This window comes from Janthinobacterium sp. 61 (genome assembly GCF_002846335.1).
In the GTDB taxonomy this organism is placed as follows: domain Bacteria; phylum Pseudomonadota; class Gammaproteobacteria; order Burkholderiales; family Burkholderiaceae_D; genus Janthinobacterium.
Genome location: NZ_PJMQ01000001.1, coordinates 2,670,245 through 2,683,185, shown reverse-complemented (window position 1 = coordinate 2,683,185; position 12,941 = coordinate 2,670,245). Strand labels below are relative to the sequence as shown.

15 protein-coding genes are annotated in these 12,941 nt (G+C 61.7%); 13 read left to right on the top strand and 2 right to left on the bottom strand.

Annotated features, from left to right (window positions below; genetic code table 11):
• The 4 genes from CLU92_RS12325 to CLU92_RS12310 all read left to right on the top strand — a co-directional run bounded on the left by CLU92_RS12325 (window position 1) and on the right by CLU92_RS12310 (window position 4,540).
• Entirely contained in the window at window positions 1-513 is a 513-nt protein-coding gene (locus CLU92_RS12325) for a lipocalin family protein (protein ID WP_101482123.1), read from the top strand.
• Between the two features lie 264 nt (window positions 514-777).
• Window positions 778-2,514 (top strand): methyl-accepting chemotaxis protein, encoded by a 1,737-nt coding sequence (locus CLU92_RS12320; protein WP_101482122.1) that lies wholly within the window; start codon window positions 778-780, stop codon window positions 2,512-2,514.
• 71 nt (window positions 2,515-2,585) lie between these two features.
• Complete coding sequence (locus CLU92_RS12315; RefSeq protein WP_101482121.1) at window positions 2,586-3,269, top strand: tRNA-uridine aminocarboxypropyltransferase; 684 nt, start codon at window positions 2,586-2,588, stop codon at window positions 3,267-3,269.
• An 80-nt stretch (window positions 3,270-3,349) separates the two neighbouring features.
• Window positions 3,350-4,540 carry a PA0069 family radical SAM protein gene (locus tag CLU92_RS12310; protein ID WP_373917909.1) on the top strand — a complete coding sequence of 397 codons (1,191 nt, stop codon included), beginning with the start codon at window positions 3,350-3,352 and terminating at the stop codon, window positions 4,538-4,540.
• On the opposite strand, the gene CLU92_RS12305 is transcribed toward CLU92_RS12310, so the two are convergent.
• Both CLU92_RS12305 and CLU92_RS12300 read right to left on the bottom strand, forming a co-directional pair.
• Window positions 4,537-5,163: a gamma-glutamylcyclotransferase gene (locus CLU92_RS12305; RefSeq protein WP_243858300.1), complete on the bottom strand. Its 627-nt coding sequence runs from the start codon at window positions 5,161-5,163 to the stop codon at window positions 4,537-4,539. The genes CLU92_RS12310 and CLU92_RS12305 overlap by 4 nt on opposite strands.
• 61 nt (window positions 5,164-5,224) lie before the next feature.
• Entirely contained in the window at window positions 5,225-6,193 is a 969-nt protein-coding gene (locus CLU92_RS12300) for a LysR family transcriptional regulator (RefSeq protein ID WP_101482120.1), read from the bottom strand.
• A gap of 124 nt (window positions 6,194-6,317) precedes the next feature.
• Here CLU92_RS12300 and CLU92_RS12295 point away from each other — a divergent pair, with 124 nt between their 5' ends.
• From CLU92_RS12295 to iscA, 9 genes are all read left to right on the top strand, one after another.
• Window positions 6,318-6,851: a VOC family protein gene (locus tag CLU92_RS12295; RefSeq protein WP_070224143.1), complete on the top strand. Its 534-nt coding sequence runs from the start codon at window positions 6,318-6,320 to the stop codon at window positions 6,849-6,851.
• Between the two features lie 48 nt (window positions 6,852-6,899).
• Entirely contained in the window at window positions 6,900-7,922 is a 1,023-nt protein-coding gene (locus CLU92_RS12290; RefSeq protein ID WP_101482119.1) for a fumarylacetoacetate hydrolase family protein, read from the top strand.
• A gap of 20 nt (window positions 7,923-7,942) precedes the next feature.
• Complete coding sequence (gene maiA, locus CLU92_RS12285) at window positions 7,943-8,593, top strand: maleylacetoacetate isomerase (RefSeq protein WP_101484644.1); 651 nt, start codon at window positions 7,943-7,945, stop codon at window positions 8,591-8,593.
• Window positions 8,594-8,727: 134 nt separating this feature from the next.
• Window positions 8,728-9,507 (top strand): uracil-DNA glycosylase, encoded by a 780-nt coding sequence (locus CLU92_RS12280; RefSeq protein ID WP_101482118.1) that lies wholly within the window; start codon window positions 8,728-8,730, stop codon window positions 9,505-9,507.
• Window positions 9,508-9,539: 32 nt separating this feature from the next.
• Window positions 9,540-10,091, top strand: coding sequence for an NADAR family protein (locus CLU92_RS12275; RefSeq protein ID WP_101482117.1), 552 nt, complete (start codon window positions 9,540-9,542; stop codon window positions 10,089-10,091).
• A 214-nt stretch (window positions 10,092-10,305) separates the two neighbouring features.
• On the top strand, window positions 10,306-10,782 hold the full coding sequence (iscR, locus tag CLU92_RS12270; RefSeq protein WP_101482116.1) for a Fe-S cluster assembly transcriptional regulator IscR: 477 nt from the start codon (window positions 10,306-10,308) through the stop codon (window positions 10,780-10,782).
• 42 nt (window positions 10,783-10,824) lie between these two features.
• Window positions 10,825-12,081, top strand: a complete 1,257-nt coding sequence (locus CLU92_RS12265) for an IscS subfamily cysteine desulfurase (protein WP_101482115.1) — start codon at window positions 10,825-10,827, stop codon at window positions 12,079-12,081.
• A gap of 54 nt (window positions 12,082-12,135) precedes the next feature.
• Entirely contained in the window at window positions 12,136-12,525 is a 390-nt protein-coding gene (iscU, locus tag CLU92_RS12260) for a Fe-S cluster assembly scaffold IscU (RefSeq protein ID WP_076567031.1), read from the top strand.
• A gap of 51 nt (window positions 12,526-12,576) precedes the next feature.
• On the top strand, window positions 12,577-12,897 hold the full coding sequence (iscA, locus tag CLU92_RS12255; RefSeq protein WP_010399774.1) for an iron-sulfur cluster assembly protein IscA: 321 nt from the start codon (window positions 12,577-12,579) through the stop codon (window positions 12,895-12,897).
• Window positions 12,898-12,941 lie beyond the last annotated feature (44 nt).

The following is a 12,941-nucleotide window of genomic DNA, read 5'->3' as shown; positions in this document are numbered from 1 at the left end:
ATGAAAAAACTGTTGTTCCTGTGTGTGCTCGTACTGGCCGGCTGTGTGGGCCGGCCCGAGAATATTCATCCCGTCAATCACTTCGACACGACCCGCTATCTGGGGAAGTGGTATGAGATTGCGCGTCTGGACCACTCGTTCGAACGGGGCCTGAGCCATGTGACGGCCGACTACAGCCTGCGCCAGGATGGTGGCTTGAAAGTGCTTAATCGCGGCTACAAGGACGCGGATGCGAAGTGGACGGAAGCCGAAGGCAAGGCGTATTTCGTGGACAAGAAAGACGTGGGCTACCTGAAAGTGTCGTTTTTCGGCCCCTTTTATGGTTCCTACATCGTTTTTGATTTGGACCAGCAAGATTACAGCTATTCCATGATCAGCGGCCCCGACAAGTCATACTTGTGGTTGCTGTCGCGCACGCCCACCATGGACGCTGGCTTGCAGCAACGATTGATCGAGAAAGCCCGGGGGCTGGGTTTCGATACGTCAAAATTGATCTATGTGAAGCAAAACTGAGCTTGCTTGCCTGCCGCCCATTCGTGGCGGCATAGTGTCTCCCAGTTGTTGCTTTCCTGCATGTTATTTCTTGCAATGCCATCCTGATTCACTCACAATCTGCTCCAAAGTGGTGCGCTGCGGCGTGCTGCCATTCTGGCGAGGCGGTAGCGTTGCGTCGCCGTTCGTGATTGCCGCACGGCAGATGCCTGCTATATTGCTAGGTAGCAGCAGGTCGGTTTCGTGGCGTCTGTGCATTGTTTTTTTTCAGATAGGAATCACGCAATGAAAAACCTCAAAATCGGCGTGCGTCTCGGTGGCGCTTTTGCCGCCGTCCTGCTCCTGTTGACGAGCCTGACCGTGGTGGGCATCGTGCAGATGCAAAGCGCCAGCAAGGAAACCGACACACTGGTCAATGTCAAGGTGCGCAATGAGCGCCTGATCGCCGAATGGACCAAGGTCATCGAGGTGAACGCGGCACGCACGGCCGCCGCCTGGAAAGTCAGCGATCCTGAACACCAGAAGCAGTTTGAAAAGGAAATGGCGGTGTCGTCTGCCCGCGCCACGGAAATCCAGAACGATATCGGCAAGAGCGAGCTGAACACTGAAGAGCAGGCGCTGTACCAGGAGGTGCTGAGCACGCGCAAGGCGTATACGGAAGTGCGCAAGAATGTGTTCAAGGCCAAGAACGCGGGCGACCTGGAACTGGGCAAGCGCCTGTACGAAGGTGAGATGGTCGCCAAGCGCGACATTTATCTGGCGGCGCTGAAGAAGCTGGAAGTGCTGGAAGCCAGATTGCTGGACGAAGCGGCCGCGCAAATCCGTTCGCGCTATGAAAGCGGCCGTTTGCTGCTGATCTCGCTGGGCGCGCTCGCCATTTTGCTGGGCATCGCCTGCGCATACTGGATCACGCGCTCGATCACGCGTCCCATCACGCGCGCCGTGCAGGTGGCGGAAGCCGTTTCCGCTGGCGACCTGACCAGCCATATCGTGGTGGAAAGCCACGATGAAACGGGGCAACTGATGCATGCGCTGAAGAACATGAACGATAAACTGGTCAGTATCGTCGGCCAGGTGCGCGCCGGCACGGAATCGATCAGCACGGCGTCGAGCGAAATTGCCGCCGGCAACCTTGACTTGTCGTCGCGCACGGAGCAGCAGGCCAGTTCGCTGGAAGAGACGGCTTCTTCGATGGAAGAGCTGACCTCGACCGTGAAACTCAATGCCGACAATGCACGTAGCGCCAACCAGCTGGCCATCGACGCCTCGCAGATCGCCAGCAAGGGCGGCGTGGTGGTGTCGGAAGTGGTCAGCACCATGGGCTCGATCAACGATTCCTCGCGCAAGATTGTCGATATCATCAGCGTCATCGACGCCATCGCCTTCCAGACGAATATCCTGGCCCTGAACGCGGCCGTGGAAGCGGCCAGGGCTGGCGAACAGGGCCGCGGCTTTGCCGTGGTGGCCTCCGAGGTGCGCAACCTGGCGCAGCGCTCCAGCGCGGCGGCCAAGGAAATCAAGGGCTTGATCGACGATTCCGTGCAAAAGGTCGAGGCCGGTTCGCAACTGGTGGACAAGGCGGGCCGCACCATGGACGAGATCGTGCAGAGCATCAGCCATGTGACGCAGATCATGAACCAGATCACCGATGCCAGCGACGAGCAGCGCGCCGGCATCGAACAGGTCAACCAGGCCATCGGCCAGATGGACCAGGTGACACAGCAAAATGCGGCCCTGGTGGAAGAGGCTGCCGCAGCGGCCGAATCCATGCAGGAACAGGCAGCCAAGCTGGCCGAGGTGGTGGGAGTATTCAAGCTTGATGCCACGCAGCAATATGTTTCCACCAGGGCTGCTTCGTCTGTGAAAGCGTCTGCGCCGGCAAGAACGGCCATGCGGCCTGCCGTGCAAGCCGCCGTGCGGCGTGCGCCAGCGCAGCCCGTGGCGGCGCCAGCGGAAGCGATGCGCGCACGCGCGCCGAAGGCGCCGGTGGCGTCTGGCGCCGACGAATGGGAAGAGTTTTAAGCGCAGACTCCCCGTGGCATGGCGCGGGCGCTACAATCGCGGCTTGAAGACAGCCGCGAACGCGCTCCGCCATGACCACCCGCCGTACCTCCAGTTCTAGCTCCAGCCATACCGCTGCATCCTCCTCCTTGGCTGAAACCGCAAAACGCGCGCGCTGTCCAATCTGTCTGCGCGCCGAAACCAGCTGCATCTGCCGCTGGATCACCCCCGTTGCCCACGCGGTGGACGTGCTGATCCTTCAGCATCCGCTGGAAGTCAACAACGCCAAGGGCAGCGCCCGCTTGCTGCACCTGAGCCTACCCAACAGCCGCATGCTGACGGGCGAGCAGTTTGCCCCTGACACGCTCGCCGCATTGCTGGCCGACAAGCACACTGTGCTGCTGTACCCGGATACGCCAGGCGATCGTTCGCTGGGCATCGCGCCGCCGCCTGCGCTCGACCCCGCCACATTGCTCGATCCGGCCCGCTTGCAGCTGGTGGTGCTGGACGCCACCTGGCGCAAGAGCCGCAAGATGCTGTACCTGAATCCCCGCTTGCAACAGTTGCCGCGCCTGCCCTTGCGCGACACGCCCGCTTCCCATTACCTGATCCGCAAGGCACACGCGCCAGACCAGTTATCGACCCTGGAAGCGACATGCTATGCCTTGATGCAGTTGGAGCAGGATGCACCCCGGTTCGTTCCCTTGATCACGGCATTTGACGGTTTTGTCGCGCAGCAGTTGAGTTATGTCATGCAGCATGCTGAAAAAGCGTGAAAAGGCATCACGCCAGCCCTTGATCTTGCCCGCGCAGCGGCATAGTATACTGTACGTATATACAGTTAATGGGGCCGTTCATGAAAGCAATCATTCCAGAGCACGATGACAGCTTCGCCGGGCAAGCCATGTTGCCGCCGCAATCGCTGAAAGCTCACAAGGGGCGCGGAGCCGTGTCGAACTTGCAAGGGCGCTACGAGGCGCATGCGCGCGCCGGTTTCGATGACGGCTGGAGCGTGGGTGGCCTGGATGAAACGGCCGGGGAGGAGGTCGCTTCGGGCTGGAAGACGCAGGTCAGCGACGAGCAGGCGCGCACCATCCTCACGCGCAATGCTTCGCCCGACTTGCCCTTCAATGTGTCGCTGAACCCGTACCGGGGCTGTGAACACGGATGCATTTATTGCTTTGCCCGTCCCACGCACAGCTATCTGGGCCTGTCGCCGGGCCTGGATTTCGAGAGCCGCATCTATGCCAAGGTGAACGCCCCCGAACTGTTGCGGCGCGAATTGGCCAAGCCATCGTATGTGCCCGAACCGATCGCCCTGGGCGTCAATACCGATGCGTATCAGCCGTGCGAACGCGAACGGCAGCTGACGCGGCGCGTATTGGAAGTGCTGCACGAGTGCGAACATCCCGTGGCGCTGATCACAAAATCGTCGCTGATCGAGCGCGACATCGACATTCTGGCGCCCATGGCGGCCAGGCGCCTGGCGGCCGTGGCCGTCACTGTCACCACGCTCGACCCTGCCATTGCGCGCACCCTGGAGCCGCGCGCGGCCGCGCCAGCGCGGCGGCTGCGCACCATCCGCACCCTGACGGAGGCGGGCATTCCCGTGGGCGTGAGCATCGCGCCCATCATTCCGTTCGTGACGGAGCCGGAAATCGAGCAGCTGCTTGAAGCCGTGCGCGACGCGGGCGCGATCCACGCCCATTATGTGGTGCTGCGCCTGCCGTGGGAAGTGAGTCCATTGTTCCAGCAATGGCTGGAGGCGCACTTCCCGGAGCGGGCCCAGCGCGTGATGAACCGTGTGCGCGAAATGCGTGGCGGCAAGGATTACGACAGCGCGTTCGGCGCGCGCATGCGGGGCGAAGGCGTATGGGCCGACCTCATCCACCAGCGCTTTGAAAAGGCCGTGCATCGGCTGGGGCTGCACGGCAAGGGGGGGCGTTTCAAGCAGCTCGATTGCACGCAGTTCCGCCGGCCGCTGGTGGTGCCGCCGTTGGGGAACAAGGCAAAAGGGGCGAATGCGGGGCAGCTGGATCTGTTTTAAGCTACACCGGCGTCAGTGCTGTTGCTGCAGGGGTGTGCTGCTGCGCTGTGCTGGGTAGGTGTCTGGAGTTGCGCCAGATGTTGCTCGATGGCAAACACGTGCGGGTCGTTCTTGCCCAGCTCGCGCAGGGCGTTGGCCAGGTGCAGCAGGTATTCGCTGTTCGGGCCGCTGGGGCCGTTTGATCGGGCGATCTGGCGCGCGATGTCCAGTTCCGGGGCGGCACCGAGGAAAGCGGCGTTTTCCTCGTTTGCGATGTACACCAGGCCTTCGACCTTGCCGCCGTCCTCGAAGCTAATGTCGGTGGCCAGGCGCAGGTAGCCATTTTTTTCGCGGTGGTCGAGGTGGGCGAAGACTTCTGGCGTGATCAGGTAAGCCATGCCGTCACACACGGCGCCCGCCTGCGGCACGATGGTGGCGACCCGGCCCGGCGCCATGGGCGTGCCCCGATGGTCGTGCGAACCCTGCCAGAAGCGCCGCGTCCAGCCGGCGATGCTGGCCGGGCGGCGCTCGATATAGGGAAAGTCCGCCTTGTAGATCAGGGAGCCATAGCCGAACAGCCAGACTTGTTCATGACCGTCGAATTTGTTCATGCGCTGGTTGATGGCGATGGTGGCCGCGTCGATGGGCGACAGGTCGTGCTGGTCAGGCTGGGTCATGGCGTGTTTGCAAAGGGGCGATGCGCCATTATAAAGCGCTGCCCGCAGGGTTGCCCGCTGGCAGGCTATCGCGTGCCGCGTCGCCGCCCGCGCCCACATTCCACTCGTGCGTCTCGACGAACTGGAACAGGAAGGCCATGAAGCTTTCGGCCGCCGGCGACAGCGAACGGCCCGTCTTCGTGTAGACGAAAAAGCGCCGCGTCAGTTCCGGCTCGTGCAGGGCGCGCATCTGCAATTTATATAATTTGACCATCGGTTCTGCATACGGCAGGCAGACCGTGATGCCCAGGTTGGCGCTGACCATGGCCAGCGCCGTTGTCATGAACGTGACTTCATTGTAGGGATTGAGCGACAGGTCGCGGAAGCTGCCGTGCATGTCGCGCAGCAGGCGTTCCGTAAACTGGCCCTGCAGCGAGATGAACGGGTAGTCGCCCACGTCGGCCCAGGTGACGCGGTCTTTCTGTTGCAGCGGGTGCTGCTCCGGGAAGACCAGCACGAAGGGCATTTCGAACAGTACTTGCGCGGCAATTTCCGCCGTCGGATCGCGCTCGGGGCCGATGCCGAAATCGACTTCGCCGCTGAAGACACGGCTCGATACATTCTCCACGGGGCAGTCGACCAGGCGCAGCTGCACATCCGGATGGGCCTGGCGGTACGCGGCGATCACTTCCGGCAGCAGGGTACACGCCATCATCTGCGGCGCTGCTATGCGCACCATGCCCGTTTTCAGGGCTTTGCGCTGGGCGATGCCGGCCATGGCCCCATCGAGATCCTCGATCATCTTTTCAAACAGCGGATACAGTTCGCGGCCGATTTCCGACAGCTGCGTCTTGCGCGTGCTGCGCTCGACCACGCGCACGCCCAGCACGCTTTCCAGTTCCTTGATCAAGCCGCTCAAGGCGGACTGCGTCACGTGCAGGTATTCGGCGGCCAGGGTAAAACTGCCGGTCTTGGCCAGCGCCACGAAGGCGCGCATCTGTCGCAGGCTGGGACTCATAAGATAATCCGATAAATCAATGGTTAAAAATTGTTTGTATGATAGCTGTAACTCGATTCTAATGGTGAAAAGCTGAAAAACACGCCAGCCATCGCGCCCTGAGCGCATCCATTGGAGACAGACCATGAAAATCAAGCAAATCCACCACGTCGCCTACCGCTGCATCGACGCGAAGAAAACCGTCGAGTGGTATGTCAAGCATTTGAACATGAATTTCGTCCTCGCCATCGCCGAAGACCTGGTGCCGTCGACCAAGGCGCCGGACCCGTACATGCATGTCTTCCTCGACGCGGGCCAGGGCAATGTGCTGGCCTTTTTTGAACTGCCGACGCAGCCGCCGATGGACCGCGACCGCAATACCCCCGCCTGGGTGCAGCACCTGGCGCTGGAAGTGGGCAGCATGGAAGAACTGCTGGCCGCCAAGGAGCGCCTGGTGGCCGCAGGCATCGAGGTGCTGGGCCCTGTCAACCACGCGATCTTCCAGTCGATTTACTTCTTTGACCCGAACGGTCACCGCCTGGAACTGGCGGCCAACGTGGGCACGCCGGAAATGATGGCCAAACTGGACGCCGTCAAATGGGAAATGCTGGAAGAATGGTCGCAGACGCGCCGTGCGCCGAAACACGCCGCCTGGATGCACGCGCCGGCCGAAGCCTGAGCGCTGCAGACCGATACCTTCTGAAACAACCACCGAACAAGGAATACCATGAAACTCGCAACCCTGAAAAACGGCAGCCGCGACGGCGCCCTGATCCTCGTCAGCCGCGACCTGCGCCAGTATCAGCGCGTGGCCGCCATCGCTCCCACCCTGCAGGCGGCACTCGACAACTGGGACGCCGTCGCGCCAAAGCTGGAACAGGCCTACGCCGACCTGAACGCGGGCCAGGCGCCGGACGCGCAGCCGTTTGATGCAGCGTTGTGCCACTCGCCGCTGCCGCGCGCCTACCAGTGGGCCGACGGTTCCGCCTACATCAACCACGTGGAACTGGTGCGCAAGGCGCGCAACGCGGAAGTGCCAGCCTCGTTCTACACGGACCCGCTGATGTACCAGGGCGGCTCGGACAGTTTCATCGGCCCACGCGACCCGATCTTCGCCCTGTCGGAAGAGTGGGGCATCGACCTGGAAGCGGAAGTGGCAGTGATTACGGGCGACGTGGCCATGGGCGCCGGCGTGGCCGATGCGGCGGCATCGATTCGCCTGGTCATGCTGGTCAACGATGTCTCGCTGCGCAACCTGATTCCGGGCGAACTGGCCAAGGGTTTTGGCTTCTTCCAGTCCAAGGCGGCCAGCGCGTTTTCGCCCGTCGCCGTCACGCCCGATGAACTGGGTGCCGACTGGTCGGACAGCAAGCTGCACCTGCCGCTGCTGGTGGAGCTGAACGACAAGCCCTTCGGCAAGCCGAATGCGGGCGAAGACATGACATTCAACTTCGCCCAGCTGGTCGCTCATGCGGCGAAGACGCGCGAACTGGGCGCCGGCAGCATCGTCGGTTCCGGCACCGTGTCGAACAAGCAGGGCAATCTGTTCGGTTCCAGCATCGACAATGGCGGCGTGGGCTATTGCTGCCTGGCCGAGGTGCGCATGTATGAAACCATCGAACACGGCGCGCCAAAGACGGCGTACCTGAAGTTCGGCGACACGGTGCGCATCGAGATGCGCGACGCGGCGGGCGCCAGCATCTTCGGCAGCATCGAGCAGACGGTCGCGCTGTACGCCGGTCGCGCCTGAAAGGACGCCTCGCCATGAGCATGAAGCTGTACACCTATTTCCGCAGTTCGGCAGCCTACCGCGTACGCATCGCCCTCAATGTGAAGGGCATCGCTTACGACAGCATTCCCGTGCATCTGCTGCAGGATGGCGGCCAGCAGCTGCTGCCAGCCTACCGCGCCGTCAACCCGTCGGCGCTGGTGCCGGCGCTCGATGACGACGGCGCCATCCTGACGCAGTCGCTGGCGATGCTCGAATACCTCGACGAGACGCGTCCTGGCGTGCCGCTGTTGCCGGCGGACGCGCTGGGACGCGCCCGCGTGCGCGCGCTGGCGCTGGCGATCGCCTGCGACGCCCATCCGCTGACGAATCTGCGCGTCCTGAAATACCTGAAAAACACGCTTGGCCTGTCGGACGAGGCCAAGCAGGAGTGGTACCGCCACTGGATGGCCGAGGGACTGGCGGCCGTGGAAGCGCTGCTGGCGCAGGGCGACCCTGCCGGCACGGGCCTGTTCTGCCATGGCGACAGTCCGACGATGGCCGATTGCTGTCTGGTGCCGCAAGTGTTCAATGCGCAGCGTTTCGCCATCGACCTGGCGCCGTACCCGCGCGTGGTGCGCATCCATGCGCATTGCGCCGGCTTGCCTGCGTTTGCCGCTGCCCATCCGTCGCAGCAGCCTGACGCCGAATAGACTTGATGTAGCGCACTCAAAAATCCCCGGCCTGGCAACAGGCCGGGGATTTTTTATGCGTGCTTGATGTGGGGCAGTCAATGCCAGCTTGCCGGTGCGCTACAATTTGCGTTTGTCCAAATACTTCCCGCGCCATGACTGCTACCACCGTTCCTTCCGGCATCATCGATGCCCTGTCCTTGGCGCATCCTTCCTGGCGTCCCGTCCTGCTGCGCGGCTTGCACGCCGTGATGGCGGCCGATCCCGCCTACCTGCCGGCGCTGGCTATTGACGATTATCTGCCCACGCAGGGCCGGCTGTTCGCCGCCTTTGCCTTGCCGCTGGAGCAGGTGCGCTACGTGCTGGTGGGTGAGGGGCCGTATCCGCGCGCTGAGAGCGCCACGGGCGTGTGCTTCATGGATGGCGCCGTCGGCAGTTTATGGTCGGCGACAGGCCTGTCCAAGCCCGTCAACCGCGCCACCTCCTTGCGCAACTTCATGAAGATGCTGCTGGTGGCCGATGGTCAGTTGCAGGGAGGCGACACGTCCGGCATGGCCATGGCGCCCGTGGCGGCCGCCGCGCAACTGCCGGGCAGCGGCGTGATCCAGACCCTGCCCGACTTGCAGCGCAAGATGACGGAGCAGGGCTTCTTGCTGCTCAACGCGGCGCTGGTGTTCCGTTCCCACGTGCCGCCCGCGCAGGATGCGCGCGGCTGGCTGCCCTTCTTGCAAGTGGTGCTGGAAGCGCTGGCGCAGCAGGGCGGGGCGGCCGCGCCGCAATTGGTGTTGTGGGGCAAGATTGCCGAGCTCATCAAGCGCCTGCCGGTGGCGGCATCCTTGCCGCAGGTGACGGCGGAACATCCGTATAATCTGTCCTTTATCGGCAATCGTGACATGCAGGCCTTGTTTGGTCCGATGCAACTATTGCGTGCTTGAATTGGCGCCTGTCTGGCGGAAGTGCGGGGAATATGCAAATTAGTAATGTGGAAGAATTGAAGGCATGGATAGAGGCGGGCGGCGTGCCCGACTATCTGTATTTCTGGGGGCACACGCCAGCACAGCCGCAGGTGCCCGACAAAAGCTGCTTCAGCCAGTGGTTTCCGTCGCCATTCAGCCTCGCTGGCGTGACGTATGCGACGGCCGAGCACTACATGATGGCGCAAAAGGCGGCCCTGTTTGGTGACACGGCCGTGCAGGCGCGTATCGTGGCGGCCGGGCGGCCGTCGGAAGTGAAAAAGCTGGGGCGCGAAGTGGCGAACTTTGACGCCAGGGTCTGGGAGGCGGCGCGCGCCGGCATCGTCTTCGATGGCAACTTTGCCAAGTTCTCGCAAAAAGCCGCGCTGCGCAAGTTTTTGCTGGGCACGGGCGAGCGCGTCATCGTCGAAGCCAGTCCCGTCGATCGCATCTGGGGCGTGGGCCTGGCGTCGGACAATCCGCGTATCGGCGATCCATCGCGCTGGGATGGTTTGAACTTGCTGGGTTTTGAATTAATGAAAGTACGGACAGCCCTGCGCGGGTGAGGATGCCAGCGATTTTCCGTCATGTTGTTTTCCTGATGCCGCCGCGCCTGGCGCGGCCGGCCATGCCCCTGCCAGCCCTGTGGTCTTCGAGGGGCGCTCTGACAAACCCCGCCGAATTTGTTATACTTGACTAAATCATTCAACTACTCAGGGTTTGAGAAGTTGAAAAGCCGCAATATTTTAAACCAGTTATTGAACAGTTGACCGAGGATGTATGCGTCTGACTACAAAAGGCCGTTTTGCCGTGACTGCAATGATCGATCTTGCCCTGCGCCAGGGCAAGGGACCGGTCACCTTGTCCGGCATCAGCCAGCGCCAGTCGATTTCCCTGTCCTACCTGGAACAGCTGTTTGGCAAGTTGCGCCGCCATGAGATCGTCGAATCGATTCGTGGCCCCGGCGGCGGCTACAGCCTGGCGCGCCGTGCCGACAAGGTGACGGTGGCCGACATCATCATCGCCGTCGATGAGCCGCTCGATGCCACGCAGTGCGGCGGAAAGGAACATTGCCACGGCGCCGATGCGGCAACGGGGGCACGCTGCATGACGCATGAATTGTGGTCCACGCTCAACGAAAAAATGGTCGACTATCTGGATTCTGTGTCCTTGCAGGACCTGGTCGACCAGCAGAGACAAAAGATTGCCGAACAAAGCGTGATGGTGATGCACCGTAATCACGCCGCCGTCGGTTGAACATTATAAAATACTAAGTTGCTGATTGCATTGGAGTTATTGATGAACGCCCCTGAAAAAAACGTAGGCCAAGTGCACTTTGAAACCGCACCGCATTTTCCGATCTATATGGATTACTCGGCCACTACGCCGATTGATCCACGCGTCGCCGACAAGATGATTCCTTACTTGCGCGAGCAGTTCGGCAATCCGGCGTCGCGCAGCCACATGTATGGCTGGACGGCGGAAAAAGCCGTGGAAGAGGCACGCGGCTACGTGGCGGCTCTGGTGAACGCCGATCCGCGCGAAATCATCTGGACTTCCGGCGCGACGGAAAGCAACAACCTGGCCATCAAGGGCGCGGCGCAGTTCTACAAGACCAAGGGCAAGCACATCATCACCGTCAAGACCGAGCATAAATCGGTACTCGACACGGTGCGCGAACTGGAACGCATCGGCTTCGAAGCAACGTATCTGGAACCGCAGGACAATGGCCTGATCACTGTCGAGCAACTGGCTGCGGCCGTGCGCCCGGACACCATCCTCGTGTCGGTGATGCTGGTGAACAACGAAATCGGCGTGATCCAGCCGATCGACGAGATCGGCGTGTTCTGCCGCTCGAAAGGCATCATCTTCCATTGCGACGCCGCGCAAGCGACGGGCAAGGTCGTCATCGACCTGCAAAAGACCAAGGTCGACCTGATGACCTTTACGGCGCACAAGACCTACGGCCCGAAAGGCGTGGGCGCCCTGTACGTCTGCCGCAAGCCGCGCGTGCGCCTGGAAGCGCAAATGCACGGTGGCGGCCATGAGCGCGGCCTGCGCTCGGGCACCCTGCCTACGCACCAGATCGTCGGCATGGGCGAAGCGTTCCGCATTGCCAAGGAAGAGATGGACAGCGAAATCGGCCGCATCAAGGCCTTGCGCGACCGCCTGGCCAAGGGCTTGCAAGAGATTGAAGAAGTCTACATCAACGGCGACATGGACCACCGCGTGCCGCACAACCTGAACGTCAGCTTCAACTACGTCGAAGGCGAGTCGCTGATCATGGCCATCAAGGATATCGCCGTGTCGTCCGGTTCGGCCTGCACCTCGGCCAGCCTGGAGCCATCGTATGTGCTGCGCGCCCTGGGCCGCAGCGACGAATTGGCGCACAGCTCGATCCGCTTCACCATCGGCCGCTTCTCGACCGAGGAAGACATCGACTTCGCCGTGAACCTGCTGAAATCGAAAGTACATAAATTGCGTGAGCTGTCGCCCCTGTGGGACATGTTCAAGGAAGGGATCGACATCAATTCGATCCAATGGGCGGCACACTAACCATCACGCAGGTCCCGCTCACGGGGCCGGCAAGCATATTAAAGGAGCATCAAAATGGCTTACTCGGACAAAGTACTCGATCACTACGAAAACCCGCGCAACGTGGGCGCTTTCGACAAGGGTGATGAAACCATCGGCACCGGCATGGTGGGCGCGCCTGCCTGCGGCGACGTGATGAAGCTGCAGATCAAGGTCGGCGCCGATGGCCTGATCGAAGACGCGAAATTCAAGACCTACGGCTGCGGTTCGGCCATCGCGTCGAGCTCGCTGGTGACCGAATGGGTCAAGGGCAAGACCCTGGACCAGGCGCTGGCCATCAAGAACACGCAGATCGCCGAAGAACTGGCCCTGCCGCCAGTGAAAATCCACTGCTCCATCCTGGCGGAAGACGCCATCAAGGCAGCTGTTCTGGACTACCAGACCCGCCATCCAGTAGCAGCTTAAACGTTGGCAGCCCGCCCCAGCCGCAAGGCCGGGGCAGTTGCGGAGAAATACATGATCACACTGACCGAAAAAGCGGCGAAACACATCAACCGTTATATCGAACGGCGCGGCAAGGGCATGGGCCTGCGTTTTGGCGTGCGCACCACGGGCTGCTCGGGCCTGGCCTACAAGCTCGAATATGTCGATGAAGTGGCGGCCGAAGACAGCGTCTTCGAATCGCACGGCGTGAAGGTATTCGTCGACCCGAAAAGCCTGCCTTACATCGATGGCACGGAACTCGATTTCGCGCGCGAAGGCTTGAACGAAGGCTTCAAGTTCCACAATCCGAACGAAAAAGACGCCTGCGGCTGCGGCGAGTCCTTCAGGATTTAAACAGCTGGCAAGACCCCGGTCGGTGCGCTGTACCCATCGATTGC